Annotated in this window: 24 protein-coding genes; 14 read left to right on the plus strand and 10 right to left on the minus strand. The window is 33.2% G+C overall.

Features of this window, described 5'->3' with window-relative positions; all coding sequences use genetic code 11:
- The first annotated feature begins 108 nt into the window (after nucleotides 1-108).
- From AC4FQ3_RS05920 to AC4FQ3_RS05930, 3 genes are all read left to right on the plus strand, one after another.
- Nucleotides 109-1,002 carry an alpha/beta fold hydrolase gene (locus AC4FQ3_RS05920; protein WP_491181222.1) on the plus strand — a complete coding sequence of 298 codons (894 nt, stop codon included), beginning with the start codon at nucleotides 109-111 and terminating at the stop codon, nucleotides 1,000-1,002.
- Between the two features lie 390 nt (nucleotides 1,003-1,392).
- On the plus strand, nucleotides 1,393-1,947 hold the full coding sequence (locus tag AC4FQ3_RS05925) for a thioredoxin family protein (RefSeq protein ID WP_491181223.1): 555 nt from the start codon (nucleotides 1,393-1,395) through the stop codon (nucleotides 1,945-1,947).
- Nucleotides 1,948-2,350: 403 nt separating this feature from the next.
- Complete coding sequence (locus AC4FQ3_RS05930; RefSeq protein ID WP_491181224.1) at nucleotides 2,351-2,746, plus strand: GreA/GreB family elongation factor; 396 nt, start codon at nucleotides 2,351-2,353, stop codon at nucleotides 2,744-2,746.
- 92 nt (nucleotides 2,747-2,838) lie between these two features.
- Here the strand turns inward: AC4FQ3_RS05930 and AC4FQ3_RS05935 are convergent, their stop codons facing one another.
- From AC4FQ3_RS05935 to AC4FQ3_RS05975, 9 genes are all read right to left on the minus strand, one after another.
- Nucleotides 2,839-3,147, minus strand: coding sequence for a cytochrome c (locus tag AC4FQ3_RS05935; protein WP_491181225.1), 309 nt, complete (start codon nucleotides 3,145-3,147; stop codon nucleotides 2,839-2,841).
- Between the two features lie 97 nt (nucleotides 3,148-3,244).
- Nucleotides 3,245-4,177, minus strand: a complete 933-nt coding sequence (locus tag AC4FQ3_RS05940) for a peptidylprolyl isomerase (RefSeq protein ID WP_042566426.1) — start codon at nucleotides 4,175-4,177, stop codon at nucleotides 3,245-3,247.
- 60 nt (nucleotides 4,178-4,237) lie between these two features.
- A complete protein-coding gene (locus AC4FQ3_RS05945) occupies nucleotides 4,238-5,386 on the minus strand; it encodes an MFS transporter (RefSeq protein ID WP_491181226.1) in 1,149 nt (382 codons plus the stop codon).
- A gap of 142 nt (nucleotides 5,387-5,528) precedes the next feature.
- The gene (locus AC4FQ3_RS05950) at nucleotides 5,529-5,879 is read right to left on the minus strand and encodes a cupin domain-containing protein (protein WP_042566428.1); all 351 of its coding nucleotides are present in this window, start codon (nucleotides 5,877-5,879) and stop codon (nucleotides 5,529-5,531) included.
- 50 nt (nucleotides 5,880-5,929) lie between these two features.
- Complete coding sequence (locus AC4FQ3_RS05955) at nucleotides 5,930-6,793, minus strand: sugar phosphate isomerase/epimerase family protein (RefSeq protein ID WP_491181227.1); 864 nt, start codon at nucleotides 6,791-6,793, stop codon at nucleotides 5,930-5,932.
- Between the two features lie 41 nt (nucleotides 6,794-6,834).
- A complete protein-coding gene (locus tag AC4FQ3_RS05960) occupies nucleotides 6,835-7,365 on the minus strand; it encodes an NADPH-dependent FMN reductase (RefSeq protein ID WP_491181228.1) in 531 nt (176 codons plus the stop codon).
- A 6-nt stretch (nucleotides 7,366-7,371) separates the two neighbouring features.
- Nucleotides 7,372-8,277, minus strand: a complete 906-nt coding sequence (locus tag AC4FQ3_RS05965; RefSeq protein WP_491181229.1) for an archaemetzincin — start codon at nucleotides 8,275-8,277, stop codon at nucleotides 7,372-7,374.
- A 134-nt stretch (nucleotides 8,278-8,411) separates the two neighbouring features.
- Nucleotides 8,412-8,873 carry a nuclear transport factor 2 family protein gene (locus AC4FQ3_RS05970; protein WP_491181230.1) on the minus strand — a complete coding sequence of 154 codons (462 nt, stop codon included), beginning with the start codon at nucleotides 8,871-8,873 and terminating at the stop codon, nucleotides 8,412-8,414.
- Between the two features lie 118 nt (nucleotides 8,874-8,991).
- Nucleotides 8,992-9,321 carry a hypothetical protein gene (locus AC4FQ3_RS05975; RefSeq protein WP_491181231.1) on the minus strand — a complete coding sequence of 110 codons (330 nt, stop codon included), beginning with the start codon at nucleotides 9,319-9,321 and terminating at the stop codon, nucleotides 8,992-8,994.
- Between the two features lie 243 nt (nucleotides 9,322-9,564).
- Here AC4FQ3_RS05975 and trmD point away from each other — a divergent pair, with 243 nt between their 5' ends.
- From trmD to uvrB, 11 genes are all read left to right on the plus strand, one after another.
- Nucleotides 9,565-10,239, plus strand: a complete 675-nt coding sequence (trmD, locus tag AC4FQ3_RS05980) for a tRNA (guanosine(37)-N1)-methyltransferase TrmD (protein WP_059116141.1) — start codon at nucleotides 9,565-9,567, stop codon at nucleotides 10,237-10,239.
- A gap of 221 nt (nucleotides 10,240-10,460) precedes the next feature.
- Nucleotides 10,461-10,811 carry a 50S ribosomal protein L19 gene (rplS, locus tag AC4FQ3_RS05985; protein WP_042566433.1) on the plus strand — a complete coding sequence of 117 codons (351 nt, stop codon included), beginning with the start codon at nucleotides 10,461-10,463 and terminating at the stop codon, nucleotides 10,809-10,811.
- Nucleotides 10,812-11,093: 282 nt separating this feature from the next.
- Entirely contained in the window at nucleotides 11,094-13,316 is a 2,223-nt protein-coding gene (locus tag AC4FQ3_RS05990; RefSeq protein ID WP_491181232.1) for an NADP-dependent isocitrate dehydrogenase, read from the plus strand.
- A 133-nt stretch (nucleotides 13,317-13,449) separates the two neighbouring features.
- A complete protein-coding gene (locus AC4FQ3_RS05995; protein ID WP_491181233.1) occupies nucleotides 13,450-15,834 on the plus strand; it encodes a TonB-dependent receptor in 2,385 nt (794 codons plus the stop codon).
- A gap of 37 nt (nucleotides 15,835-15,871) precedes the next feature.
- The gene (locus AC4FQ3_RS06000; RefSeq protein WP_491181234.1) at nucleotides 15,872-16,693 is read left to right on the plus strand and encodes a DUF4249 domain-containing protein; all 822 of its coding nucleotides are present in this window, start codon (nucleotides 15,872-15,874) and stop codon (nucleotides 16,691-16,693) included.
- Between the two features lie 2 nt (nucleotides 16,694-16,695).
- Nucleotides 16,696-17,175, plus strand: coding sequence for a GyrI-like domain-containing protein (locus AC4FQ3_RS06005; RefSeq protein ID WP_491181235.1), 480 nt, complete (start codon nucleotides 16,696-16,698; stop codon nucleotides 17,173-17,175).
- 7 nt (nucleotides 17,176-17,182) lie between these two features.
- Nucleotides 17,183-17,623, plus strand: a complete 441-nt coding sequence (locus AC4FQ3_RS06010; RefSeq protein WP_491181236.1) for a DinB family protein — start codon at nucleotides 17,183-17,185, stop codon at nucleotides 17,621-17,623.
- 168 nt (nucleotides 17,624-17,791) lie between these two features.
- Complete coding sequence (locus tag AC4FQ3_RS06015) at nucleotides 17,792-18,454, plus strand: thiamine diphosphokinase (RefSeq protein ID WP_491181237.1); 663 nt, start codon at nucleotides 17,792-17,794, stop codon at nucleotides 18,452-18,454.
- Between the two features lie 136 nt (nucleotides 18,455-18,590).
- Nucleotides 18,591-19,544, plus strand: coding sequence for a 23S rRNA (adenine(1618)-N(6))-methyltransferase RlmF (gene rlmF / locus AC4FQ3_RS06020; RefSeq protein WP_491181238.1), 954 nt, complete (start codon nucleotides 18,591-18,593; stop codon nucleotides 19,542-19,544).
- A 241-nt stretch (nucleotides 19,545-19,785) separates the two neighbouring features.
- On the plus strand, nucleotides 19,786-20,724 hold the full coding sequence (locus tag AC4FQ3_RS06025) for an alpha/beta fold hydrolase (protein ID WP_491181239.1): 939 nt from the start codon (nucleotides 19,786-19,788) through the stop codon (nucleotides 20,722-20,724).
- 142 nt (nucleotides 20,725-20,866) lie between these two features.
- Nucleotides 20,867-22,858, plus strand: coding sequence for an excinuclease ABC subunit UvrB (uvrB, locus tag AC4FQ3_RS06030; RefSeq protein ID WP_491181240.1), 1,992 nt, complete (start codon nucleotides 20,867-20,869; stop codon nucleotides 22,856-22,858).
- Here the strand turns inward: uvrB and AC4FQ3_RS06035 are convergent.
- Entirely contained in the window at nucleotides 22,855-23,256 is a 402-nt protein-coding gene (locus AC4FQ3_RS06035) for a hypothetical protein (RefSeq protein WP_042566557.1), read from the minus strand. The two genes, uvrB and AC4FQ3_RS06035, sit on opposite strands and share 4 nt — an antisense overlap.
- Between the last annotated feature and the right edge of the window lie 46 nt (nucleotides 23,257-23,302).

Below are 23,302 nucleotides of genomic sequence, written 5' to 3' on the forward strand. Positions count from 1 at the left end.
GATATTAATATTGTAAGTATTGACTCAAATTCTATAACTTTTTTTGTCGATGAAGCTTTTAATTTTACAAATGTAAATGAATAAAGCTAACAATTAAAAAAATATAAAATGGAAAATGTTTTAACGAATAGCAGCCCGTCTCTTAGAGATTTAAATTGTGATATTTCCGTACAATGTACTGATAAGTATATAGAAACAGATCCAAATGTAAAATTATATGTAAGAGATTATGGTAAAGGGAAACCGGTAATTTTAATTCACGGCTGGCCGCTTTCTAATGAAATGTGGGAATATCAAATCGACTTTTTAGTGCAAAATGGCTTTAGGGTAATTGCCTACGATCGCCGTGGTTTTGGTAAATCTTCTCAACCTTGGGAAGGCTACGATTATGATACTCTGACAGATGACTTAAAAGAAATTATCGAGCAATTACATTTAGAAGATGCTACTCTTGTAGGTTTTTCTATGGGTGGTGGCGAAGTTGTTCGTTATTTTAGCAAATATGGAGGAAAAGGTGTTACAAAAGCTGCCTTGATTTCTTCCGTTGTTCCATTTTTATTAAAAACAACTGATAATCCGGACGGACATCCAAAGGAAAAAAGTGATAATACAGCCAATGCAATTAAAGAAGACAGAATAGGTTTTGTAGATAATTTTGGAAAAACCTTTTTTGGTGTAAATATTATTAATAAACCATTAAGTACGCCATTGATGGAATATTACAGAATGTTGTGTTCTTTTGCTTCTCCCAGAGCGACTTTAAAATGTGCTGAATCTTTTTCTTATACTGATTTTAGAGATGAACTGGATTTTGTAAAAGTTCCGACTTTAATTATTCATGGCGACGATGATAAAATTGTTCCAATAGATTTAACATCTAAAAAAACATCAGAGGCCATCCGTCAAAACACATATATTGTGTATGAAGGCGCTCCACACGGATTGTTTTACACACACAAAGACAAATTAAACTCAGATTTATTGGATTTCTTAAATTCATAAAATCTTCTATATATATATCATTTCCTAAATACAATATCCAAAGAGCTATTTTTAATAATATGTTTCTTTGGATATTTTTTATTTCAAATTTATCGATCAGATTCAAAAGTTTAGAAATAGACAGCAGAAGCAGAAAAAAATTTAACCGCAAAGTTCGCAAAGTTTTCTTTTACTATAGCTTTTATAAAAAGGCAAAGTTCGCAAAGGTTTGTATTGATTTAGCTTTGCGGACTTTTAATTTCTTACGATACCGCAAAATAAAAATCTTTGCGAACTTTGCGGTTAAAATCACTAACAGCATAAAAAAAATCCTGTTTGTCCACAACATTTAGTCCTGATCCTTTTTTATTCAGATTTTAAATCTAAATTTGAATAAAGAACTTTTACACAATGGCACAAACTTCTTCAAATATGATTCCGCTTGGAACAATTGCTCCAAACTTCAAACTAAAAGATACTAATTCTAATAACGTTTATTCGTTTGAAGATTTAAAAGGATCAAAAGGAACACTTGTGATTTTTATCTGCAATCATTGTCCGTTTGTGCATCATGCATTACCGGAAATTATTATGATCGCTAATGATTACCGTGTACAAGGAATTGGAGTAATTGCAATTTCCAGCAACGATGTAAAAAAATATCCGCAGGATTCACCGGAAATGATGACAGAATTTGCTTTTCAGAATAAAATAGATTTTCCTTATTTATTTGATGAAAGTCAGGAAGTTGCCAAAGCTTATGACGCCGCATGCACACCCGATTTTTATTTATTTGATAATTTAGATCGCTTATTTTACCGTGGTCAGCTTGACGATTCAAGACCTAATAACGGAATTCCGTTAAGTGGAAGTGATTTACGAAGCGCCATTGATGCCCTTATTTACAACAGAAGTTTAAACGAAACTCAAAAACCAAGTATTGGCTGTAGTATTAAGTGGAAATAAGATTTTAGCTTTTTTAGAAAACTTTTCCTATATTTGCAGATCAATAAACATTTCTCATTGTGAGTACTATAAATATATTTACAGCTACATCTTTGTTGTTTTCTTTGAAAAGAAAACCGCTTGCTGCTGCATTTATTTCACATAGTAAGGCCTTTATTAATTAGGCCTCCGTCTATTTCAATTTCTTCTTTCAGGCGGAGGATTTTTACCAAAAAACGAATCATTTATTTTATTTGAAAGAGTAAATTCTCTCTCAAATAATTTTCTGGTTCTTTCAATTAAAATTTTTCACAACATTGATTAGCCTATTTCGAATGCAATATGCATTTGAAAACAATTTAAGCTTTATCAGCGTATCAATCAATTATTCAAGTTTAAAATTCAATAAATAATACATATCATTATGAAACCAACACCCACTTTCTGTAAAACAGATTATCAGTTTCTAAGAGAACTGATACTAAAAAGTAAAAATTCAACAAACACAAAAGAAGCCAATCAGCTTTCACAAGAATTAGATCGCGCAGTTATAAGCAAGGAAAGCGAATTAGATCATTCTGTTGTCAGAATCAATTCGCATGTTACAATAGAAGATGTCAAGGCAAAAAAACAAATGAAAATTCAAATTGTTTTACCTTCTTTATCTGATGTGAAATCGGGAAAAATTTCAATTTTAGCACCTTTAAGTGTTGCTATTATTGGTTTTAAGGAAAATGACGAAGTCGATTGGGAATTGCCTGCCGGAATAAAAACTTTAAAAATAATTGCTGTAGACAATACGGCTGTACATCATTCTTAAATTTTAAAACACCTCATTTGTGAAGGTGTTTTTTTTGTTCTCAACTAAAATAAAAAAAGCATCCCGTTTAAAGAATGCCTTTCTAAATACACTTATAATTGGGATGTAATATAGTTTGATATCGAAGCCATTTGAACATCATCTAAATGTGCTTTCTTCTGCATCCTTGTCAAAATTGGCTTCCATTCCTCCTGACTAAATTTCTTTGGCTCGTAAAGTTTGTGGCATCTTGCGCAACTGTTATCATAAAGGTTTTTTCCTTCCGCCAATTCAGGTGTTAATTCTGTGGCTTTAGTTTCGGTAACCGTAGGTGTAGTTACTACAGCAGGAACCGATTTTTTAGTTCCGCATGAAACTAAAAGTAGAGTTACAGCGGTTAGGATTAGGATTTTTGCTTTCATTATTTTGCTTTAATTTTTGAGTAAATATAAAAAAATCCCACTCGGCTGGCGAATGGGATTATTATTTAAAACAAAACTAAATTGCTTTGTAAGCTTCTTATTTTACGTCCATTAATTCAACGTCAAAAATCAAAGTTGCGTTTGGTGGAATTACACCTCCAGCACCTGCAGCTCCATAAGCTAAATCAGACGGAATTACAAAACGAGCTTTGTCACCAACTTGTAATAAAGCGATACCTTCGTCCCATCCTTCAATAACCTGACCTTGACCTAATCTAAATTCGATTGGTTTTTTTCTTGGGTAAGATGAATCAAAAACTTTTCCATTTTCTAATGAACCTTCGTAGTGTACAGAAACTGTTTTACCTGCTTCAGCCTTTTTACCGTCTCCTTTATTAATCATTTTGTAACGTAATCCGCTTTCAGTTCTGTCAAATCCAGCAGCTAATTGCTCCATTTTAGCTTCAGATTCAGCTTTTAAGGCAGCGTCTCTTTTCAAACGAGCACCTTTTAAACCAACAAAAGCTTCAATAGCATTCCATTTTTCAGCTTCTTCACCAACTCTGATGATTTCTACAGCATCAAGATTATCACCTTGTGCAACTGCATCAACAACGTCCTGACCTTCGATTACGTGACCAAAAACAGTATGTTTTCCGTCTAACCAAGAAGTTGGAACGTGAGTGATATAAAATTGTGAACCATTACTTGCAGGACCTGAGTTTGCCATAGCTAAAACTCCCGGACGATCGTGTTTTAAACTTGGGTGAAATTCATCATCAAATTTATAACCAGGATCTCCAGTTCCTGTTCCTTTAGGACATCCACCCTGAATCATAAAATCAGGAATTACTCTATGAAATGTTAATCCGTCATAGAATTTTTGTCCCTGTGGTTTTACCTTATTTTCCATATTTCCTTCTGCAAGAGCTACAAAATTCCCTACGGTTCCTGGTGTTAAGTCGTGTGTAAGTTTTACTAAAATCGAACCTTTACTAGTATTGAATTTAGCGTATATTCCGTTTTCCATGTTGTGATTTTTAATTTTGATTGCAAATTTACAAATTAATTCTGTATCAATTTGTGCTTTCTATTTTTTAGTCCCGAAGCGTCGGGATGATTTATAAGTAAGTCCGTAAACTGTAAATGCTAATAAAGACAAACCAACACAACCAATACTTACGGCGTGCCATCCTCCTAATTTCCATAATAATAATCCATATGCAGATCCTGCAGCCGTTCCTAAAAAGCTAAACGACATAAATACGGTATTCAGTCTATTTCTTGCTTCGGGAAGTAGAGAATAAACACGGGTTTGGTTTGAAATATGAACACCTTGAATTCCGATATCAATAAATACAATACCAATCGCAATACCAATTACGCTTTCTACTGAAAAGTAAAAAATTAAAAAACTTATTAATATCAGCAAACAGCCGTAACCAACCGCTACTCTAGACCCGCCTTTGTCTCCCATTTTTCCAACTAATGGCGCTGCCAAAGCTCCTGAAGCCCCCACAATTCCGAATAAACCAATTGTTGCACTATTAAAATGGAAAGGTTCTCCGGAAAGCAGTAATACCATTGTAGTCCAGAAAGCACCAAATTGTGCAAAACTAAATACATTAATCATGGTAGCTTCGCGCAAAACCGGCTGCGTTTTTATAAGGGTAAAAAGTGACTGAATTAACTGTCCATAAGTTCCCTGAAACTGAGGTTTATTAATGGGGAATTTATTCTGAATTACAAAAAAGATCAAAAGACAAATTCCGGCTGCGATATAAAACATCGATCTCCAACCCAAAACCTGACCAATGAATCCGCTTAAAGTTCTTGAAAGTAAAATTCCGACCAATAAGCCGCTCATAATAGTTCCAACAACTTTTCCTCGTTGTTCCTGCGCACTTAATGAAGCCGCCAATGGTAAAATAAGCTGTGGGACTATTGAAGTGATTCCTATTAATAAAGAAGCTATTTGCAAAAGAAAGAAACTCTTTGCTGTTGCAGCTAAAATTAAGGCTATTACCGACGCAAAAGTGGTCATCAAAATTTGTTTTTTACGCTCGATTTTGTCACCTAACGGAACCATGAAAAATAAACCAATTGCATATCCGGCTTGTGTAAGATATGTTATGGTTCCTGCATTGGCTTCCGGAATTTTAAATTCGTTGGCTATTAAAACAATTAAAGGCTGGCAGTAATAAAGATTTGCAACTATAAGTCCAGTGCAAACTGCCATAAATAAGACATTCGTTTTGGATAAATTCATTTTGCAAAAATACCAATCTAATTTTAACCAAGACTTTAAAAATTGTAAAAAATTTTCAAATTCAGAATCAAATCAGAGATTGATTTTAAAGATTATATTCATTTTTAAAACTTTATGATTTCATAAAATCTTCCCGCATCGGGCTAAATACATCTGTTAAAAGTCCGCTTTCGAGACAAACAACACCATGAATTGCATGTGGCGGAATATAAAAGCTGTCACCTTCTTTTAATGTTTGGGTAACACCAGAAATTGTGACATCGAATTTACCACTTGAAACATAAGTTACCTGAGAATGATAATGTTCGTGTAAAACACCTATTCCACCTTTTTCAAAATGAACATTTACCAGCATTACTTTATCATCATAAGCCAGGATTTTACGTTTGATTCCTTCACCAACTACTTCCCATTCAATATCATCGCCTTTTATAAATTCTTTACTTGTTCCGAAACTTTGCATATTTATTCTGATTTTATTCCTACAAAAATAAGGTTTCTAAATGAATTATTCTAAAGCAATTCTTTGGAAATAAAATCATAGCTGTTTTTTATACACTCAAAAGAATTTGGATTGTAATTATTCTCCTGTTCAACAAAAAAATGTTTCATTCCTGATTGTTTTGCTTCCTTAAAAATAGTTTTAAAATCAATTGAACCCGAACCAACTTCAGTATTTAAAGCTTGATTTAATTTGTCCATATCTTTAACATGCCACATTTTAAAACGTCCGGGATTTTCCTTAAACAATTTTAATGGATCATTTCCTGAACGAACAACCCAATATAAATCCAACTCAAAATACACTAAATCTTTGTCTGTTTCTTTTAGTAAGATTTCATATCCGGTAATTCCATCGTGTCCTTGAAATTCAAAATCATGATTATGATACGCTAATTTTAAACCTGAAGCTTTGCACATTTTTGCCGCTTCATTTAAACGTGACGCTATTGTTTTAAAATCTTTTCTAAATGGCTCATCAACCCAGGGAATTGTCAAATACTCGCTTTTTAAAACTTTTGCTGCTTCAATTGCCGCAATAAGCTCTGTTGTGTTTCCATCATATAAAAAACTTCCTAAATTATAATGTCCGCTTACGGCTTTTAATTGATTTTCGTCTAAGATTTTTTTAAGTGCTGTTGGCGAAATTCCCCAAAACTGATCTTTTATAGAAAATCCATAAGTTTCAATATTTGTATAACCCGCAGCAGCCACTTTTTGCAAGGTAGATTTTACATCTTTCGAAATTTCATCTCGCAATGTATATAATTGTAACCCAATTTCTTTTTTGTTCATAGTAAAAGCTAAAGATGGCATCGCTAAAACTGCTGCAGTAGCTAAACCGGAATTAATAACAAAAGTTCTTCTGGAAATCATCTTATCTTTTTTAAGTAAAAATAATTTTTTAAATAAAATCTTTAATTAAATTGACTTTCAAAATTACATATAAAATCCTGAAGCGCAACTTCTGTTTCTTCGTTTATAATTTTTCCTTCTTCATTAATTTTTCCACGAATGCCCTGAATTAAAAGTTGTGTATTGTTCTGACATTTAGCCTCTAGCGTTTTCATTATAAGCAACAATTGTTCATGTCCTTTTTCACCAGAAGCGGAAGCGGTTATTAATCCAGTAGTTCTATTTGAAAAAACAGTAGTTGAAACACACCATTCTAAAGCATTTTTTAAACTTCCCGGTAAACTAAAAACATATTCGGGAGTACAAATTAGCACGCCATCTGCCTCATTTATTTTATTCCTGAAAGAAGCAACAGTATTTGGTGGATTCTCATTATCCAAATCAGGATTGAAATGTGGTATTTCAGCCAGATCTTCAAATATCTCAATTTCAAATTCATATTTTATATGTTCTGAAATATATTTTAAAATTTTGTAGTTGCTTGAATTTTTTCTGGTACTGCCGGTTATGGCAAGAATTTTTGTTTTTCTCATTTCCATTTATTGAATAGTTCCAATATCTTTTTTCATCAAATCAAATCCGTCATTTAAGTCATTCTTTTTAAAATATTTTTCTAAATCACTCAACCTCTTTTTATTATCATATTGTATACACGAATTCAATTTTCTTTGGCAGACAGAACATAATCTTATCGAATGCCTGTCGGTTTCTTCCATACTATTAGTACCATTCATTACACAATCAGCTGCAATACAATGATGCAAACCAAACATATGTCCGATTTCATGAGAGCTTATTTTAAGTAATCGTGATAAACATAAATTGAAGTTTTCAGATGTTAATTCTCCATCCTGTAATCTATAAAATGAACTAACAGCCACTTTATCATGATAAGAAGCCAAACCAAAAACATAATTCCATTCAGGCTTAGGATATAAATCCAATTCTGAAAGTCCCATTAAGGCAATTCTGTTTAAAGGTTTTTCTTCTTTCAAAACATCATTTAAAAGATAACCAGCCAATAACTGTTCATGACCATACATCATTCTTCTATAAGAATTTGGAACCACATCATTAGAAATAGGCGCTAAAGTTTTTGTTTTTAATTGGAAGTAAATTTCTAAATATTCATTGGTGAGCTTAATTTGTTTGTTTTGCAAAGAATTAAAATTTCCAATAGGTCGGATGTAAATAATATTTGTCTCCTTTGTTGGCACGATATGTTTAGATGCAAAGTATTGCTCAAAAGTTTGTCCTTTTTCTTTATGAGAAAACAACCAATCTCCATAAGCAGGTTCAGCCAATTTAACGTCATTACTTTTAATGTGTTTAAAATAAGACGCTTCTTTCGGAATTTCTTTTGGGGCTTCTTTTGGAGTTTTATTTGTTTTTTCTTTAATGCAGGAACAAAATATTATAAAAATAAGAATAGCTATTTTTCTCATATACTTTTCGTTAAATATATTCAAAAAAATAGCTATTCTTATTTTCTATTTGGATTTCTTCTCAACTTTTTTTCAAATTTCTATTTAGAAGAAAATATTGCAATTATTATTGTATCAACTAACAAAACCTATCTTTATTCATTAACTTCTTCTTCGAAATTATCAAAATAAGTAAAATCTTTGGTAATTAATCCATTTTCAATTGTAAAAACAGTACAAATTGGCAATTCAAATTTTGAATTATCTGGCGCAGTTCCAGTAGAAACAAATTCTACAATAATATGATTTTCTCCGGAAGGATAAATCTGAATAACTTCATCATGCAAATCCGGAAAAATTTTATTTAACTCCGCATATTTACTTTCCGTTTGCTTACGGGTTTGTTTTACAATTCCTTTTCCTAAAGATGGGTCTTTAAAATCAGCGGTTTCAGTATACATTTCCGACATCTTTTTCCAGTCATGTTTATTAAAATACTCGAAATACTGCTTTATCAGTTTTTCATTCTTTGTTGTGTCGACTGTTTTTGGTTGATTTTGATTATTACAGGAAATAAGTATAATACATACAATTATCAATGTGATTGCCTTCCTCATTTGTTTTTGGTTTAAATTACTATAAATCAATTATATTCCAGAAAATAAATATAGTAAAAACCAAATAGCGATTTTCATAAAACCGATATGAAAAATCATTTTTATGAAAATCGAAATCCTACTTTACAGCAATTTCCTGAGGTCGTGATTGCTTCTTTTCATTTTTTAGAGAATAAATTTTTCCTTCCTTGTTTGCATAGACGTAAACATAATCCCAATAAGCCGCACCTGCCATTTTAGGTTTTGTAGCATTTTGGTCTGTATAAATTTGGTTTGCATAGATAAGTATTTCATTCCCATTTTCAGAATTCTGAATTATACGTACCGGCGGCCCCCAAGTATTAATAAGACTGTTTTTAGATTTTCCCACCCAGTTATTTGCTGTATTTTTAGAACCTGAACATGCATATAAAATCAGAATGACGAATACTAGAATATTTTTTTTCATAAGACGAATATTTTTAATGATTTAAATTTGGCGATCTAATACTACTACGATTCGGTCTTAAAAAAATTACACAAAAAAAATATAACATTACACAATTACCATTTATTTACCTAAACAACAAATAGTTAACACTTTAAAAAGATAAAAATCTATACCTAAAAAGAACCTAATTGTTCTTGTTATATTTTTAAAGTTCTCAAGTATTACTTTGTATCTTTGCCACTTAGAAAATTTTGAAGAAAAATGCGAATTGATATTATTACGATTTTGCCGGAATTATTAAAAAGTCCGTTTGAGGCTTCGATTATGAAACGTGCCATCGACAAAGGTTTGGTTGAAGTTCATTTTCACAATTTACGAGATTATACAACTAACAAACAAAAAAGTGTAGACGATTATCCGTTTGGCGGTGGCGCCGGAATGGTGATGACCGTTCAGCCAATTGATGCTTGTATTACTCATTTAAAAAGTGAGCGTGAATATGATGAAATCATTTATATGTCGCCAGATGGAGAAACTTTAAACCAAAAAATGGCGAATACAATGTCGATGTATGAAAATATTATCATTTTATGCGGACATTATAAAGGTGTAGACCAACGTGTTCGTGATCATTTTATTACCAAAGAAATTTCGATTGGTGATTATGTTTTATCCGGAGGAGAATTAGGCGCTTTGGTTTTATCTGATGCTTTAATTCGATTAATACCAGGAGTTTTAAGTGATGAAACTTCGGCATTGACAGATAGTTTTCAGGATAATTTACTTTCCGGACCTATATATACAAGACCCGCAGATTATAAGGGATGGAAAGTTCCGGAAGTTTTAACCAGCGGTCATTTTGCCAAAATTGACAAATGGCGTGAAGATATGGCGTATGAACATACAAAGAATAGACGCCCGGATCTGTTAGAATAAATTCCAAATTTTTAAAATTCCAAATTCCAATTGATCAACTAGTTAAAAGATTGGAATTTGGAATTTTGCTTATATTGTAATTTGACGTTTTGCATTGGAATTTGGAATTTGAAAAATTTGGAATTTGAATTTATTTAACTACATTTGCACCCGAATTAGACTAACCTCTGGCGAGATCCGTGAATGTTGCTCTATTATAAAAAACCATAATTTAAGATATCATGGCAGATTTAATGAAATTCGTTCAAACCGAATTAGTTGCTAAAAAAGATTTCCCTGTTTTTGGAGCTGGAGATACTATCACAGTTTTCTACGAAATTAAAGAGGGTGAAAAAACAAGAACTCAGTTTTTTAAAGGAGTTGTTATTCAAAGAAGAGGTTCTGGTAACACAGAAACTTTTACTATTCGTAAAATGTCTGGTGCTATTGGTGTTGAGCGTATCTTCCCGGTAAACTTACCAGCTTTACAAAAAATTGAAATCAACAAGAAAGGTGCTGTACGTAGAGCTAGAATTTTCTACTTCAGAGAACTTACTGGTAAAAAAGCTAAGATTAGAGATAAAAGAAGATAATCATTTATCTCTTTGTTATAAAAAAACTCGTTTCATATTGTTTGAAACGAGTTTTTTTTATGCTTACTTTTTTAAAATAACAAAACAGCAATATTTTAATATCAAAATCATCGAATTAGCAATTTAACGTTGCCGAAATAACAATTTGATAATTCCTGTATTTATCCGGAAAACTACACCGTTTTCGGACTGTTTTTATTATATTTGCTCCGCTCATTTCGAGCCAACTATACCTTTTACATCGCTTACCCTTTGCGATACGATTATAAAAAAAAAAAAAAAATGACACAGAATTCAAAAATTTATTACACCTTAACTGATGAGGCGCCATTATTAGCGACTTATTCTTTTTTACCAATTGTTCAGGCATTTACAGCTACGGCTGGTATCGCTATCGAAACCAGAGACATCTCGTTGGCAGGTAGAATTTTATCAAATTTCCCTGAGGTTTTAACAGATGCTCAAAAAACCGGAGATGCTTTGGCTGAATTAGGTCAATTAGCTACACAGCCAGAAGCTAATATTATTAAATTACCAAACGTATCTGCATCTGTACCGCAATTAAAAGCGGCTATTGCAGAATTACAATCTCATGGTTACAAAATTCCTGATTTTCCGGAAGAGCCTCAAAACGATGCTGAAAAAGAAATCAAAGCTAAATACGCTAAAGTATTAGGTTCTGCTGTAAACCCTGTTTTGCGTGAAGGAAATTCTGATCGTAGAGCGCCAAGAGCGGTAAAAAACTTTGCAAAAGCAAATCCACACTCTATGGGTGCATGGTCTGCTGACTCAAAAACTAAAGTAGCTTCTATGCCAAATGGTGATTTTTACGGAAGTGAAAAATCACTTACTGTTGCAGACGCTAATGATGTAAAAATTGAATTCGTTGCAAAAGACGGTACAACTACTGTTCTTAAAGCAAGTACACCGTTAAAAGCTGGCGAAATAATAGACAGTTCTGTTTTAAGTGTAAAAAAATTAAAATCTTTTGCTGCTGAAGCAATCGCTGAAGCAAAAAAAGAAGGTGTTTTACTTTCTGTGCATTTGAAAGCTACAATGATGAAAGTTTCAGATCCAATTATCTTTGGCGCTATCGTTGAAGTTTATTTTGCTGATCTTTTCAAAAAATATGAAACTTTATTTGCTGAATTAAATATTGATACCAGAAATGGTTTAGGTGATATCTACGCAAAAATTGCAGGAAGACCTGAACAAGCTGCAGTTGAAGCTGACATTACTAAAGCAATCGAAAACGGACCGGCTTTGGCAATGGTAAATTCTGATAAAGGAATTACAAACTTACACGTTCCATCTGATGTTATTGTTGATGCTTCTATGCCGGCAATGATTCGTACTTCTGGACAGATGTACAATAAAGAAGGAAAACAACAAGATACAATCGCTGTTATTCCAGACCGTTCTTATGCCGGAATTTACACTGCAACTATCGATTTCTGTAAAAAACACGGTGCTTTTGATCCTAAAACAATGGGAAGTGTTCCTAACGTAGGTTTGATGGCTCAAAAAGCAGAAGAATACGGATCTCACGATAAAACTTTCCAATTGCAAGCAGACGGAGTTGTTCGTGTAGTTGATAATAAAGGAACTGTTTTAATGGAGCAAAACGTTGAAGCAAATGACATTTTCAGAATGTGCCAGGCAAAAGACGCTCCTATTCAGGACTGGGTTAAACTAGCTGTAAACAGAGCGCGTTTATCTGATACTCCTGCTGTTTTCTGGTTAGACGAAAACAGAGCGCATGACAGAGAATTGATTGCAAAAGTTCAAAAATATCTTAAAGATTATAATACTACAAACTTAGATATTCGCATCTTAAATCCTGTTGCTGCAACTGAATTTACTTTAGACAGAATTATCAAAGGTTTGGATACTATCTCTGTAACAGGAAACGTTTTACGTGATTACTTAACAGATTTATTCCCAATTTTAGAATTAGGAACTTCTGCAAAAATGTTATCTATCGTTCCGTTAATGAATGGTGGTGGATTGTTCGAAACTGGTGCCGGAGGTTCTGCTCCTAAACACGTTGAGCAATTTACAGAAGAAGGATATTTACGTTGGGATTCACTAGGAGAATTTTTAGCTCTTGGTGCTTCATTAGAGCATTTAGGACAAACTTTAAATAATTCTAAAGCAATTGTTTTAGCTGAAACTCTTGACGAAGCAAATGATAAATTCCTTGCAAATGATAAATCTCCAGCTCGTAAAGTAGGTCAGATTGATAACCGTGGTTCTCATTTCTACCTTGCTTTCTATTGGGCTCAGGCTTTGGCAGCACAAAATAAAGATGCTGAATTAAAAGCTATTTTCACTCCAATTGCAGCTCAATTTGAAGCTAACGAAGCTAAAATCGACGCTGAATTAATTGGTGCTCAAGGAAAACCTCAAACTCTTGGAGGATATTACCAGCCAACTCCGGAGTTAGTAAGCAAAGCAATGCGCCCAAGTGCGACATTCAATGCAATTCTTGCCGAAATTAAATAAATAAAATGTTTACACATTAATAGTAAAAAAGACAACCCGAAACGGTTGTCTTTTTTTCTTAACTAATGTTTAACAAACCTTACTCTATAATATTTAGTAAGAATTATTATCTATGTAAATCAAAATCAAAACAATGATTACAAAAAAGTTTACTACGTTTCTAATTATTATTTTTACAATCTTTACTTCATTTGCTCAGGAAAAATTTACTTTAAGCGGCACCATAACCGACTTTAAAAACAATGAAACCTTAATTGGTGTCAACATTTATATTCCCGCACTAAAAATTGGAACCACAACTAATGAATACGGTTTTTATTCACTTACAATTCCATCCGGTGAACATCAAATCGAGATAAGTTATGTTGGTTACCAAACCATTCAAAAAACGGTTATTTTAAATCAAAATACCAAAAATAATTTTGCTTTAAACGAAGGCGGCGGCGAAGAACTTCAGGAAGTTGTTATTACCGATAATAAAGGAAAAATCAACATCAAATCGCCGGAAATGAGTGCCAATAAACTTTCGATTGCCACCATCAAAAAAATGCCTGTAGTTTTAGGTGAAGTCGATGTTTTAAAATCGATTTTATTACTTCCAGGCGTTACAAATGCAGGTGAAGGCGCATCCGGATTCAACGTTCGAGGCGGAGGTGCAGATCAAAATTTAATTTTATTAGACGAAGCAACGATATTTAATTCATCACACGTATTTGGATTTTTCTCCGTTTTTAATCCTGACGCCATAAAAGATTTAAAATTATATAAAGGCGGAATTCCCGCACGCTATGGCGGAAGAGCTTCTTCTGTTTTGGATATTTATCAAAAAGACGGAAGCAGTAAGGATTTCCATGTAAATGGAGGAATCGGATTAATTTCGAGTAGAATTCTTGCCGAAGGTCCGATAGTAAAGGACCGAGGTTCATTTTTAATTGGAGGAAGAGCTTCTTACGCCCATTTATTTTTAAAATTATCCGAAGAAAATAAAGATAACTCTGCTTATTTTTATGATTTAAATACCAAATTGAGTTATAAATTAAATGACAATAACAGTTTGTATTTATCCGGTTATTTTGGCCGTGATGTGTTTAGTTTAAATAAAAGCTTCACGAATATTTACGGAAATTCAACTTTAAATCTTCGTTGGAATCATTTGTTTTCTGATAAATTATTCTCAAATTTATCCTTGATTTACAGCGATTATTATTACGGTTTAGACCTTGATTTCGTTGGTTTCAAATGGGATTCTGGAATCAAAAATTATAATATTAAATACGATTTCAAAAACTATATTTCAGATAAATTCAAATTGAATTACGGCTTAAACGGAATCTATTATGAATTTAATCCCGGAACGATCAAACCAAGTAATGCAGAATCCGGAATTAACCCGGATCAATTAGATAAAAAATATGCTTTTGAACCTGCCATTTATATTGATGCCGAAAATCAGCTTTCGAAAAAAATCACAGTCGCTTACGGATTGCGTTATAGTTTATTTTATCGTTTAGGCGCTTCGAAAATCAATTTATACGATAATAATAATCCTGTTGTTTTCAATTCAGATTTAGAAATTTACGAAAAAGGAACACCTATTGGAACCGAATATTATGGCAAAAATAAATCCATAAAAAACTATAATAATCTGGAACCGAGATTTTCAATTTCTTACCAGCTAAATGACGATCAGGCCGTAAAAGCGAGTTATAACCGAATGGCACAATATCTTCAGTTAATTTCGAATACCTCATCGCCTACTCCGCTCGATGTCTGGATGCCAAGTGACACCTATATCAAACCACAAATTGCAGATCAGGTTGCTTTAGGTTATTTCAGAAATATAAATAATGGAGCCTATTCTCTCGAAGTCGAAAGTTATTATAAAGAAATTCAAAATCGCCTTGACTATATTGATGGTGCCGATTTGATTGCCAATAATGCCATTGAACAGGTTATTTTAAACGGACAAATGCGTGCTTATGGTTTAGAAATTATGTTCAAGAAAAATGAAGGTAAATTTAATGGATGGATATCCTATACGTTATCAAAATCAGAACAGCAAACGCCGGGAAGAACACCTGAAGAAACGGGAATAAATAACGGACAATGGTACAATTCTGCTTATGACAAAACGCATAATTTAGCCATTACCTCTGCTTATAATTTAAACGAAAAATGGTCTTTTGGAGCTAATTTCGCCTTACAATCAGGACAGCCGGTTACTTATCCAAACGGACAATATGAGTATCTTGGCATTACTGTTCCGAGTTATGGTTTGCGAAACGAACATCGCTTACCGGCTTATCATCATTTGGATGTTTCGGCTACTTTAACACCACGGAGCAATAAAGACAGAAACTGGAAAGGCGAATGGGTTTTTAGTATTTATAATTTATACAATAGACAAAACGCAGCGTCTATAAACTTCCGTCAAAATGTGGATACAGGTTATAATGAGGCTGTAAAAACATCTATTTTCGGTATTGTTCCTGCTGTTAGTTATAATTTCAAGTTTTAAAAATCACTTTTCTGTCAAAGAATTAAAAATACAAATCATGAAAAAAGCAATCTTGTTAATCGTATTTTTCATATCGATTTTCTTCACAAGCTGTGAAGAAGTTGTTGATGTTGACTTAGATACTGCTCCATCAAAATTAGTAATCGAAGGCGCCATAAACTGGCAAAAGGGAACCACAGGCGCGCAACAAACAATAAAACTAACCACTACAACGGGTTATTTTGAAAATGTAATCCCAACTGTTTCAGAAGCAATTGTATTTATAAAAAACAGTGCAGGAGAACAATTTGATTTTGTTGAAGTTCCTAACTCAGGTCGATATGTTTGTAATAATTTCAAACCTGTAATTGACGAGCAATATACCTTAACCGTTATCAGCAACGGAAATACTTATACTGCAAGCGAAATCATGAAATCTGTTGCTCCGATAACCCGAATGGAACAAAATAACGAAGGAGGATTTACTGGAAAAGACATTGAAGTAAGGGCTTTTTACAATGATCCTGCAGGTGTAGACAACTTTTATCTGTACAATTACGAATACTCAAATAAAATTACCTCAAATTACTATGTTGATGACGATAAATTTTTTCAGGGCAATGAATTTTTCAGCCTTTCAGATGATGATGAATTAAAACCCGGAGACAAAATCAACATAACACATTATGGTATTTCAAAACAATATTATAACTACATGAGTATTTTGGTTAGTATTGCCGGCAGTAATGTGGGCGGACCATTCCAATCCCCACCTGCCACTGTAAAAGGAAATATCATGAACACGACAGACAAAAGCAATTATCCTTTGGGGTATTTTTCGCTTAGTGAAACCGATTCAAAAACATTTACTATAGAATAAACATGGAAGCCAGAATTGAAAATTTAGCAGAAAAAAAATTAATCGGCAATTACATTAAAATGAATTTTATCGAAAATAAAACATTTCAGTTATGGAATGGTTTTATGCCACGCCGAAAAGAAATCAAAAACTCAATTGACTCTAATTTGTATTCACTTGAAGTATTTCCGGTTGGGCATTTTGATAATTTTGATCCCGGTAGTTCCTTTCAAAAATGGGCTGCGATAGAAGTTACAGACTTTGAAGAAATTCCTTCTGAAATGGAAACATTAATTATTCCATCCGGATTATATGCAGTTTTTACACACAAAGGTCCAGCAAGCGAAGGTCACAAAACCTATCATTCTATTTTTGTTGAATGGCTTCCAAATTCAGCATATACGGTTGACGAAAGACCGCATTTTGCAATTATGGGTGAAAAATATAAAAAAGACGATCCAAATTCTGAAGAAGACATCTGGATTCCGATAAAAACCAAATAATAAGATTATGCTCATCGAAACTTTAAAATCGTTATTTAACCGCGACCTGAACAAACTTAAAATAGAGATAGAATCGTACCAAAGTGAAAATCAGCTTTGGGCAATTGATAAAAACATTTCAAATTCGGCAGGAAATCTTTGTTTGCATTTAATGGGAAATATCAATACTTACATTGGTGCCGAGCTTGGAAAAACAGGTTATATTCGCGACAGGCCTTTAGAATTTTCATTAAAAGATATTCCTAAATCAGAATTAATCAGCAAAATTGATGCTACAATTCTGGTAGTCAATAACGCTCTCGATTCATTAACAGAAGCAGATTTAGAGGCTGTTTATCCACAAATTGTTTTTGAAAAAGAAATGACAACAGGGTATTTTCTGGTTCATCTTTCCACACATTTGGCGTATCATTTAGGACAAATTAATTATCATAGGCGTCTTATTTAATTTTAGATTTTAGATTGAAAAAACGCATATTTAAAAATATTTGCCACAGATTAAAAGATTAAAAAGATTAATCTAATGCTAATCTCTTAATCTGTGACAAAAAATCTAAAATCTGAACTCTAAAATCTAAAATACTACCCGTACCTTTGCATCACAAAAAAAATCAGCATGTCATCACACCATATAGTTCGCGACGATCAGGAACCTGCTTTAATTATTGCCAACGGAGCTGCTTGCAATCCCGAATTATTAGGACAATTGCTGGAATGGTCTCCGCTTGTTGTCGTGCTTGATTCTGCTATTGAAAGAGTTATCGAACTGGACATTAAAGTCGACGTACTTTTAGGAGATTTTGATCGTGGTTTTGATCCCGAAATTTATAAAACCTCACAATATCCAATCGAAATTGTATATGCACCGGATCAAAATAAAACAGACCTTGAAAAAGCTTTTGATTATTTGATAGAAAGAAAAATTCCTGCTGTAAACGTTGTCTGGGCGACCGGAAAACGTGCCGATCATACCATTACAAACCTGACAAATATCGTTCGTTATCGCGATTTACTTAAAATTGTAATTCTAGACGATCATTCTAAAATATTTTTATTGCCTTCTAAATTTGAGAAATGGTATACTGCCAAAACGCCAATTTCTTTAATACCGATTGGTGTTGTAAATGGTATTTATTCAAAAAATTTACAATATCCTCTGCAAAATGATACGCTTACAATGGGCTACAGAACCGGCAGCAGCAATGCAGTCGCTCAAGACGGATTGGTAACAATCACACACGATAACGGCGATTTATTGTTGATGGAATGTATTGATTGATTTGTCATCCTAAGTGCAACATTAACTAAAATTAATCATAGAATTAAAGTTGGAATTTGTGATTTAAAAGAATTGGAATTTACAGAAGCACTTTCCTCCAAAAGGAATGACTATCTTTGCACCCAAATTCACAAAAATGAAAGTAACCGACAATTCTGAAAAAAATATTTTACATCCTCGAAATCTTCATCGTTCCCGTTATGATTTTGAGCTTCTCATCGCGAATTGTCCAGAACTAAAAAATCACGTTGCGATCAACATTCACGGAAGTGAGACTATTGATTTCAGTAATCCTGTTTCTGTAAAATTGCTTAACAAAGCATTATTACAAACGTATTACGATATTCAAAACTGGAGTATTCCTAAAAATTATCTTTGTCCGCCCATTCCCGGAAGAGTAGATTATATACACTATTTAGCTGATTTACTAGCAGAAACCAATAACGGAATTATTCCGCAAGGTTCTTCAGTTTTAGGTTTAGACATAGGAACTGGTGCCAATTGTATTTATCCAATTTTAGGAAATGCCATTTACGACTGGAGTTTTGTAGGAACAGATATAGATCTAAACGCTATTCAAAATTGCAGCAAAATTATTGAAGCAAATCCAAAATTGATCGATGCGATAAGTTTACAGCAACAAACCGAATCACGTTTTATTTTTAAAAACATTATTACTCCGGAAGACCGATTTACCTTTACGATCTGTAATCCTCCTTTTCATTCTTCTGCCGAAGACGCCAATCAAAGTACGGTTCGAAAAGTATCTAACTTAAATCCAAAGGAAAAGAAAAATACAAATCCGGTTTTAAACTTCGGAGGACATAATGCCGAATTATGGTGTGACGGAGGAGAACTTGGCTTTGTAACCCAAATGATTTTTGAAAGCGCCAAATATGCAATGCAATGTTTATGGTTTACAACTTTGGTTTCAAAAAGAGATAATCTTTCGAGCATTTATAGAACCTTAAATAAAGTAAACGCAGCTTCAATAAAAACAATTGATATGGCTCAAGGCCAAAAAACAAGCCGAATTGTAGCGTGGACTTTTTTGAGCGAGGCGCAGCAAAAAGCTTTTAAAATAGAATAAAATTGCTACAAATCCGAAAAACCACCTAAAAATTATGAGAAACAATATATTGAAGAACTAAAAGTAGCCGAACAAGAAATTCAGAATGGAAATTTTTATTCTCATAATGAGGTTAAAGAGAAAATTAAGACATATCAGCAGAAATTCAAAAATATTATAATTATGATACTTTAAATCAAAATTATAATACTTGTGAATTTTATATTAATGTTACCTTTAATGTAAATTGAATTTCACCATTATGTTAAAATTACTACCCAAATTTCTTTTATTGTTTCTAATTGTTGGTTGTGCTTCCTCCAAAAAAGTAAAATTTGACGATTATGTTTTTCAGACAAAAAAAGAAAAAAACGCTTATATAACTTCTTACAACAAGGCACTCAAACTTTGGGATGTTCCTTATACCGAAGAAGATATAAAAACTAGTTTTGGAACAGCTCACGTTATTATGGCCGGACCAAAAAATGAAAAACCTTTGGTTTTACTTCACGGAATGGATGCCAGTTCAACAATGTGGTATCCAAATATTAAAGCTTTAGCAAAAAACCATCGTGTTTACGCCATCGACTTTATGATGGAACCTGGGAAATCAACCTTGAGTGCAAAACCTCTTTCACCAGAGGAAATTATTACTTTGTATAACGAAATTTTCAATCATTATAAATTAAAGAACTTTGATATTGTTGCGGCATCACGCGGAGGCTGGATTGCTACATTATTAGCCACACAAAGAAAAAATTCAATAGATAAAATTGTTTTACTGAGTCCGGCACAAACTTTTAAATTTATCGATAAAGTCGGCAAAACGTCATCAGCATTAATGCTGAAACTTTTTCCAAGCGAAAAGAAATTCGGCAAAACATTAGAAACGTTTTCAACGCATCCCGAAAAAATTAGTCCTGTTTATAAAAGACAATTTTATTTGGCAAACAAATACGCAAAATCAAATTCTAGCATGCTTAAAATGCATCCTTTTTCAGATGACGAATTAAAAATGATTGATAATCCGGTTTTGGTTATAATTGGCGATCAAGATGTTATAAATGCCGAAGATAGTTTAGAGCGCGCACAAAAGTATTTATCCCGCAATAAAACAAAAACAATAAAAGATGCGGGGCATTTTCTAAGTATTGATCAGTCGAAAATTGTGAATGATGCTATGATTGATTTTTTAAAATAGTCACAAGTTTTTTAGCCACAAATTACACGAATGTTCACGAATTATTTTATGGAAAAATCGAAATTCGTGAATTCGTGGCGATCCTTTTTTATAGATTCCAAACTTCGTATCTTTACAAAACCAAATTTTTCATACGCCAAAAATGAAGTTTCAAGTTTCCTCAGAATATAGTCCGAAAGGCGATCAGCCACAAGCCATACAAAAATTGTCGCAAGGTATTGTCGATGGTGATAAATATCAAACTTTATTGGGAGTTACGGGTTCCGGTAAAACTTTTACAGTTGCCAATGTGATTCAGGAAGTACAAAGACCTACTTTAGTTTTGGCACACAACAAAACTTTGGCGGCACAGTTGTATTCAGAATTCAAACAGTTTTTCCCTAATAATGCCGTTGAATATTTCGTTTCTTACTACGATTATTATCAGCCGGAAGCTTTTATGCCCGTAACAGGTGTTTTCATCGAAAAAGATTTATCTATCAATGAAGAGCTTGAAAAAATGCGTTTGAGTACTACTTCTTCCCTGCTTTCAGGACGTCGTGATATTTTGGTTGTAGCTTCGGTTTCTTGTTTGTATGGTATTGGAAATCCTGTTGAATTCAAGAAAAATGTAATCGAAATTTTCAGAGATCAGGTTATTTCAAGAACCAAACTATTGCACAGTTTAGTACAAAGTTTATATGCCAGAACTGAAGCAGATTTTAATCCCGGAACTTTCAGAATTAAAGGTGATACTGTCGAAGTATATCCAAGTTATGCTGATGATGCATTCAGAATACATTTTTTTGGAGATGAAATTGAAGAAATAGAATCCTTTGATGCTAAGACCTCACAAGTTATTGAAAAATTCAAAAGACTTACGATTTACCCTGCCAACATGTTTGTGACTTCTCCGGAAGTTTTACAAGGTGCTATTTGGGAAATTCAGCAGGATTTGGTAAAACAGGTTGATTATTTTAAAGAAATAGGAAAACATCTGGAAGCAAAACGTCTGGAAGAACGAACCAATTTCGACTTAGAAATGATTCGGGAATTGGGTTATTGCTCCGGAATTGAGAACTACTCGCGTTATCTTGACGGACGCCAAGCGGGAACAAGACCTTTCTGCTTGTTAGATTATTTTCCAAATGATTATTTGATGGTGGTTGACGAAAGTCACGTAACTGTTTCGCAAGTTCATGCCATGTACGGAGGCGATCGCAGCCGTAAAGAAAACCTGGTTGAATATGGTTTCCGCTTACCTGCCGCAATGGACAACAGACCTTTGAAATTTGAAGAATTTGAAGCCCTGCAAAATCAGGTCATTTATGTATCGGCAACTCCGGCTGATTATGAACTACAAAAATCTGACGGAATTTATGTCGAGCAAATCATTCGTCCGACAGGATTATTAGATCCGGTTATTGAAGTTAGACCGAGTTTAAATCAGATTGATGATTTAATTGAAGAAATTCATGTACGCTGCGAGTTAGATGAAAGAGTTTTAGTAACTACCTTAACCAAAAGAATGGCTGAGGAACTAGCCAAATATTTAACCAAAGTAAACATTCGCTGCCGTTACATTCACTCAGAAGTTGACACTTTGGAACGAATCGAAATTATGCAGGATTTACGTAAAGGTATTTTTGACGTTTTAATTGGAGTAAACTTACTTCGTGAAGGTCTGGATTTACCCGAAGTTTCGCTTGTAGCAATTCTTGATGCTGATAAAGAAGGTTTTTTACGTAATCATAAATCATTGACCCAAACAATTGGTCGTGCAGCAAGAAATTTAAATGGAAGAGCCATTATGTATGCTGATAAAATTACGGGAAGCATGCAGAAAACCATTGATGAAACGAATTATCGAAGAACAAAACAAATAAACTATAACGTCGAAAATAATGTTACGCCTCAGGCTTTAAACAAAAAAATCGAAAGTGCATTTACCAAAAATCCTTTAGTAGAATACGAATTAGGACATACACTTTCTGCTGCTGCCGAACCGGAAACGGCTTATATGTCAAAAGCAGAATTAGAAAAAATGATTCGCGAAAAACGAAAATCGATGGAGAAAGCTGCAAAAGAATTAGACTTTCTTCAGGCTGCAAAATTGCGTGATGATATTAAAAAATTACAGGAACAATTGCCTTAATTGTGTTGTTCCTGAAAAACTTTTAATAGCTTTTTAGGGTCAATCATCGCGTTTGGCGCTTTTTTCATTAAATCTAAAACACGTTTTGTAGCTGTTGGGTTTAATCCCATTTCAATGGCAATTTGCTGAATTGCTTTTGCCTCTTTTTCATGCAAAATTCCATCGCAATGCATAATCAAAGCCAATCTGTAAAACTGCTGAATACGCTGAAATTCTGATTTTATAATTTGCGGAATGTTTTCCTGATGAAATAAATCCTGAAAAAGCTTCTGGTCAATATTTAATTCCTGTGCTACAAGCCATAAGAATTCTAATTCGCGTTTGTGCAACTCACCATCGACTGTCGAAAAAGCAATCATTTCTAAAAGTAAACTTCTCTTTTCTTCTTCGGTATTCATCAAATTTATTATTTTTAGCTAAAATATTGTTTTTAAACATAAAACA

Source organism: Flavobacterium sp. AK-345 (assembly GCF_058310175.1).

Bases quoted from the DNA above. Each gene is read 5' to 3' on its own strand.
- AC4FQ3_RS06025 (WP_491181239.1), top strand. From the start codon at position 19,786: ATGTTAAAATTACTACCCAAATTTCTTTTATTGTTTCTAATTGTTGGT.
- AC4FQ3_RS05930 (WP_491181224.1), top strand. From the start codon at position 2,351: ATGAAACCAACACCCACTTTCTGTAAAACAGATTATCAGTTTCTAAGA.
- AC4FQ3_RS05975 (WP_491181231.1), bottom strand. From the start codon at position 9,321: ATGAAAAAAAATATTCTAGTATTCGTCATTCTGATTTTATATGCATGT.
- AC4FQ3_RS06000 (WP_491181234.1), top strand. From the start codon at position 15,872: ATGAAAAAAGCAATCTTGTTAATCGTATTTTTCATATCGATTTTCTTC.
- AC4FQ3_RS05965 (WP_491181229.1), bottom strand. From the start codon at position 8,277: ATGAGAAAAATAGCTATTCTTATTTTTATAATATTTTGTTCCTGCATT.
- AC4FQ3_RS06035 (WP_042566557.1), bottom strand. From the start codon at position 23,256: ATGAATACCGAAGAAGAAAAGAGAAGTTTACTTTTAGAAATGATTGCT.
- AC4FQ3_RS05970 (WP_491181230.1), bottom strand. From the start codon at position 8,873: ATGAGGAAGGCAATCACATTGATAATTGTATGTATTATACTTATTTCC.
- AC4FQ3_RS05935 (WP_491181225.1), bottom strand. From the start codon at position 3,147: ATGAAAGCAAAAATCCTAATCCTAACCGCTGTAACTCTACTTTTAGTT.
- rlmF (WP_491181238.1), top strand. From the start codon at position 18,591: ATGAAAGTAACCGACAATTCTGAAAAAAATATTTTACATCCTCGAAAT.
- trmD (WP_059116141.1), top strand. From the start codon at position 9,565: ATGCGAATTGATATTATTACGATTTTGCCGGAATTATTAAAAAGTCCG.
- AC4FQ3_RS05990 (WP_491181232.1), top strand. From the start codon at position 11,094: ATGACACAGAATTCAAAAATTTATTACACCTTAACTGATGAGGCGCCA.
- AC4FQ3_RS06015 (WP_491181237.1), top strand. From the start codon at position 17,792: ATGTCATCACACCATATAGTTCGCGACGATCAGGAACCTGCTTTAATT.
- AC4FQ3_RS05945 (WP_491181226.1), bottom strand. From the start codon at position 5,386: ATGGCAGTTTGCACTGGACTTATAGTTGCAAATCTTTATTACTGCCAG.
- AC4FQ3_RS06005 (WP_491181235.1), top strand. From the start codon at position 16,696: ATGGAAGCCAGAATTGAAAATTTAGCAGAAAAAAAATTAATCGGCAAT.
- AC4FQ3_RS05955 (WP_491181227.1), bottom strand. From the start codon at position 6,793: ATGATTTCCAGAAGAACTTTTGTTATTAATTCCGGTTTAGCTACTGCA.
- AC4FQ3_RS05925 (WP_491181223.1), top strand. From the start codon at position 1,393: ATGGCACAAACTTCTTCAAATATGATTCCGCTTGGAACAATTGCTCCA.
- AC4FQ3_RS05940 (WP_042566426.1), bottom strand. From the start codon at position 4,177: ATGGAAAACGGAATATACGCTAAATTCAATACTAGTAAAGGTTCGATT.
- AC4FQ3_RS06010 (WP_491181236.1), top strand. From the start codon at position 17,183: ATGCTCATCGAAACTTTAAAATCGTTATTTAACCGCGACCTGAACAAA.
- uvrB (WP_491181240.1), top strand. From the start codon at position 20,867: ATGAAGTTTCAAGTTTCCTCAGAATATAGTCCGAAAGGCGATCAGCCA.
- AC4FQ3_RS05950 (WP_042566428.1), bottom strand. From the start codon at position 5,879: ATGCAAAGTTTCGGAACAAGTAAAGAATTTATAAAAGGCGATGATATT.
- AC4FQ3_RS05920 (WP_491181222.1), top strand. From the start codon at position 109: ATGGAAAATGTTTTAACGAATAGCAGCCCGTCTCTTAGAGATTTAAAT.
- AC4FQ3_RS05995 (WP_491181233.1), top strand. From the start codon at position 13,450: ATGATTACAAAAAAGTTTACTACGTTTCTAATTATTATTTTTACAATC.
- AC4FQ3_RS05960 (WP_491181228.1), bottom strand. From the start codon at position 7,365: ATGAGAAAAACAAAAATTCTTGCCATAACCGGCAGTACCAGAAAAAAT.
- rplS (WP_042566433.1), top strand. From the start codon at position 10,461: ATGGCAGATTTAATGAAATTCGTTCAAACCGAATTAGTTGCTAAAAAA.